Origin of the sequence: Marinobacter fuscus (assembly GCF_003007675.1) — a bacterium.
GTDB classification, from domain to species: domain Bacteria; phylum Pseudomonadota; class Gammaproteobacteria; order Pseudomonadales; family Oleiphilaceae; genus Marinobacter; species Marinobacter fuscus.
Genome location: NZ_PXNP01000077.1, coordinates 1 through 3,313 on the forward strand (window position 1 = coordinate 1; position 3,313 = coordinate 3,313).

Sequence of the window (3,313 nt, forward strand, 5' to 3'; positions counted from 1 at the left end):
ATAACGCTGAGCACAGCGGCGACCTTGGAATGGTGCCGAAGGCACCATGGAAAGGGCGTCCGGCGGCCATCGGCCGCGTACTGCTGCGACTTGTTAAAAAGTCTAACCCCATTGCTCAAAAATATCCCCAGAGGCCAAGGCCTCCAGAAACGCCCGTTGCTCCTCAGTAACCAATTTGCGCGGGGTGTAACCGTGCTCATCAGGCTCTGCCAACAACCTTGCTTGAGTTTCTCGCGCAACAGCAGATAAAGCTTCCTTCTCGCCTGGCGTCATAGCGGAAAAATACTCGGATAGGTTCTCCTGGCATTTTACTGAGTAATCCAGATCAATCACGTCTTCTCCGGCGAAAAGGACAAGCCAGAGATACTCAAAGGAGAGTTCAGCTAGAGTTTTGATACGAATGTCTCCATGACTTTTTAACGCTTGCAGCATGCGCGCCCATGGAATGGAGCCGAAGGCGCAATGTAATGGGCGTCGCCGTGCCTGCGATGGTTAGATATCCTCCAAAATTTGGCTTCTAGCATTCTTATACTCATCCTCGGTGATCAGATTCTTAGAGCGCAGATCCTCGAGTTCTTGCAGCCGATCCTCGATACTGCTCGTCTCTGAGTTGAGTGAATCCAATCCCTCAATTTTTATCGTTCCGCCGTCTCGGAGTGAGGCCTTTTCATGCAGCCTAAACGCATCTCTTTCCAGAAGGTAATCCCCACGCTCAACCTTTACGACACCTACCCTCGTACCCACTGCTTCGAACTTTTCCAGTGCTGCCTCGTAAATGCGCTCATCCATTGATGGCCCTCGTATTATTAGGGTTCCCTCACCGGACACCTCTGGATAATAACCACGTACAACATCGCCTGAATTCGTTATCCCCTCAGCAGGGAAAACTCTGATCATTGATGTCCAATAGTCCAGTCCCCACTTTCTCGTTAGGCTATACCCACGTATAGGCCCATTGATATCTGCGATGGGAGACTCTTTACGGCCCTCGAGCATCGCATCGTAAGCGGCCTGGAAAACTGCTTCTTCGTCTGATGTGACGAAAATGAACTTATCATTCGACTGGAGCGGACTCTTGTGAGTTGAGCAGCCCGAAATGAGTATCACCAACAGAGCTATAAAGAGCCCTTTCATAATTTCTCCCAAAGTCTCGATGCAATTCGAATCTAACGCCGCAATCACCGGGAAACCGGGAGCGCAGCGACTGGTTTTTCCGAGTGAATTGCCTTGTTAGCGTAAATTGACATAATTGCTAATTAAAAAACTTTGAAATTGCAACTCCTAGGCATTCCTCAAAAGTTAGATTTCCTCTTTTTTCTTTATCAAGACAATAATTACCAATATCAAAATTTGGATTATTTGTGTCAACATCATTATAAGTGTCGTATACATCTTGTTCACGATCAGTCAAGGAGTTGTCTTGCGGGATGCTGGATTTTGAAACTGTGTTGCTAGCAGTTTCCTCCTGGGTTATTGCTTTATATGCAATTGGAGTAATAACTTTGAAAGCAATAACTATGACAATGAGAGTTACGGAAATTTTTACCAAGCTTTTTAAAAAACCGATTGCTGTGGTTTTAAATGAGTCAATTTTACTATTAATCAAATCTCCTGCATCTATCAGGCTAGATGCTCCACAAAGACCGAATATTTTATTTGTAAGAAATGCTAAGGATACGATGGCAAACAAATACACATAGATATAAGCAGATGGATTTAGTTTTTTAAATACTCCCAATTCAAGAATTGCTAACAGTAAAATAAGAAAACCTAAAAATGCAAACCGGAATTTGTTGAAAAATGACATCATCGAAAGCGTGCTTGAATGAGGGGTATTTAACGAAGTTGCTCTCCAAAGCAAAAGAAAGTTGAATATTGGGAATAAAACTAAGATTGTAAACAGGATAATAAATAATATGAGATTGCCTTTAAGAAAAAGCTCAAATATTCCTGTAAATATCGAATAAGAATCACTAAAAAAAATGAATTTCTTTGAACCTATTGAAGGTAAAAATACACCCAAAATAAAAATAGCGGCGGTTATCTTCAATAGGAGCCTAAATTTTTTATGATTGAGTTCATCAATAATCCATGGTGAGCTTGTGCTGGATACTTCACTAGACACCTCTTTATACTCGGCATTGATTATTTCTTTTTTCATTTAAAACACCTTTTCGATGACTTTTTATACGCTAACGCTTGCAGCATGCGCGCCTACGAAATGGAGCCGAAGGCGCAATGTAGTAGGCGTCGCCGTGCCTGCATTTGTTAGGCTTTTTTTGTGATGAAGAGGAACGCGAGACTATATTCACTCCTCAGATATTCGCTCCCACTGGTGCCGGTAGTATCCCTGATCACTCCTGCAACTTTCACACATCAGCGACTGGCTATCCTCACTTAACTGATAAGCTTCTAATAGATCCTCTCCCTCAAGCAAAGCGTCACATTCATTATGATGTCCACCGGGATCAGTCACGCCAGAGCAGTAGGCAGACAGATAAGGCTCCAAAATGGCCTTCTGTTTGGGCGAGAGTGAGTTGTACCCATTGTCTACAGCCAGTCGCGCCAGTCCTTCGGCGAAATCTACTTCCGCGGCTTCAAAAACACAGTTCTCCAATTGAGTTTCGAAGATTTTTTCTTCAATGCCCATAACACCTCCTATAAATTTGATTATCTATGAAAATTAGCCGAGCTCTCATTTAATGCCTAACGCGGAGCACAGCGGCGGCCCGTCAGGGACGTCCGGCGGCCATAGGCCGCGTACTGATGCGGCTTGTTAAATTTGGACAGTATGACCCAAAATCACTCCCACCCCACACTAGTCACAACATTTGACTCACAATGAAAAAGCCAACAGCGAAGTAGATAAAGATGAAGCTATAGTACAAGCGCGGGTTGTCTTGTCTCGTGTAGAAGTTCGAACGCAGGCCTCGAGAGCCAGCAATAACTTTCCCGCTGACCAATCCCCAAACTCCAACCCCGATCGAGATAATTCCAAGCAGCATCAGCAATGGCTTAGGCATCTACATAACTCCCGAATTGTCAGCCGAAATACATAAACTTATGCAATGCTGTGACATAGTACGCGTTCATGATCCACACTTTTTCCATTTAACGCGAAGCTAAGCGGCGCCCTGACAAGGGCGTCCGGTGGACGGCCGTCAGGCCGGGAACGTACTTAAGCGACTGGTTAGCTGGGGGTAACTTTGAAGACCATTCCCTGGCAACCAACATGACGGCCTGCTCCGCTGCCCTAGGAGTCTGCGCGGCAGAAGCTCGTTTCTGGCATAATAAACCGAAAATTTTTCGGCAA

At 44.8% G+C, this 3,313-nt stretch carries 4 protein-coding genes; all 4 read right to left on the reverse strand.

Annotation, left to right across the window (positions count from 1 at the left end; all coding sequences use genetic code 11):
- Positions 1-102: 102 nt before the first annotated feature.
- Complete coding sequence (locus tag C7H09_RS10740; protein WP_206074315.1) at positions 103-432, reverse strand: hypothetical protein; 330 nt, start codon at positions 430-432, stop codon at positions 103-105.
- 60 nt (positions 433-492) lie between these two features.
- On the reverse strand, positions 493-1,134 hold the full coding sequence (locus tag C7H09_RS10745) for an SHOCT domain-containing protein (protein ID WP_133166225.1): 642 nt from the start codon (positions 1,132-1,134) through the stop codon (positions 493-495).
- A 118-nt stretch (positions 1,135-1,252) separates the two neighbouring features.
- Positions 1,253-2,161 (reverse strand): hypothetical protein, encoded by a 909-nt coding sequence (locus tag C7H09_RS10750; protein WP_106762515.1) that lies wholly within the window; start codon positions 2,159-2,161, stop codon positions 1,253-1,255.
- Between the two features lie 147 nt (positions 2,162-2,308).
- Positions 2,309-2,650 (reverse strand): hypothetical protein, encoded by a 342-nt coding sequence (locus tag C7H09_RS10755; protein ID WP_106762516.1) that lies wholly within the window; start codon positions 2,648-2,650, stop codon positions 2,309-2,311.
- Positions 2,651-3,313: the final 663 nt, after the last annotated feature.

What these genes read in the sequence shown, in the direction of transcription:
- C7H09_RS10740 (WP_206074315.1), bottom strand. Translation starts at nt 432, where the DNA reads ATGCTGCAAGCGTTAAAAAGTCATGGAGACATTCGTATCAAAACTCTA.
- C7H09_RS10745 (WP_133166225.1), bottom strand. Translation starts at nt 1,134, where the DNA reads ATGAAAGGGCTCTTTATAGCTCTGTTGGTGATACTCATTTCGGGCTGC.
- C7H09_RS10750 (WP_106762515.1), bottom strand. Translation starts at nt 2,161, where the DNA reads ATGAAAAAAGAAATAATCAATGCCGAGTATAAAGAGGTGTCTAGTGAA.
- C7H09_RS10755 (WP_106762516.1), bottom strand. Translation starts at nt 2,650, where the DNA reads ATGGGCATTGAAGAAAAAATCTTCGAAACTCAATTGGAGAACTGTGTT.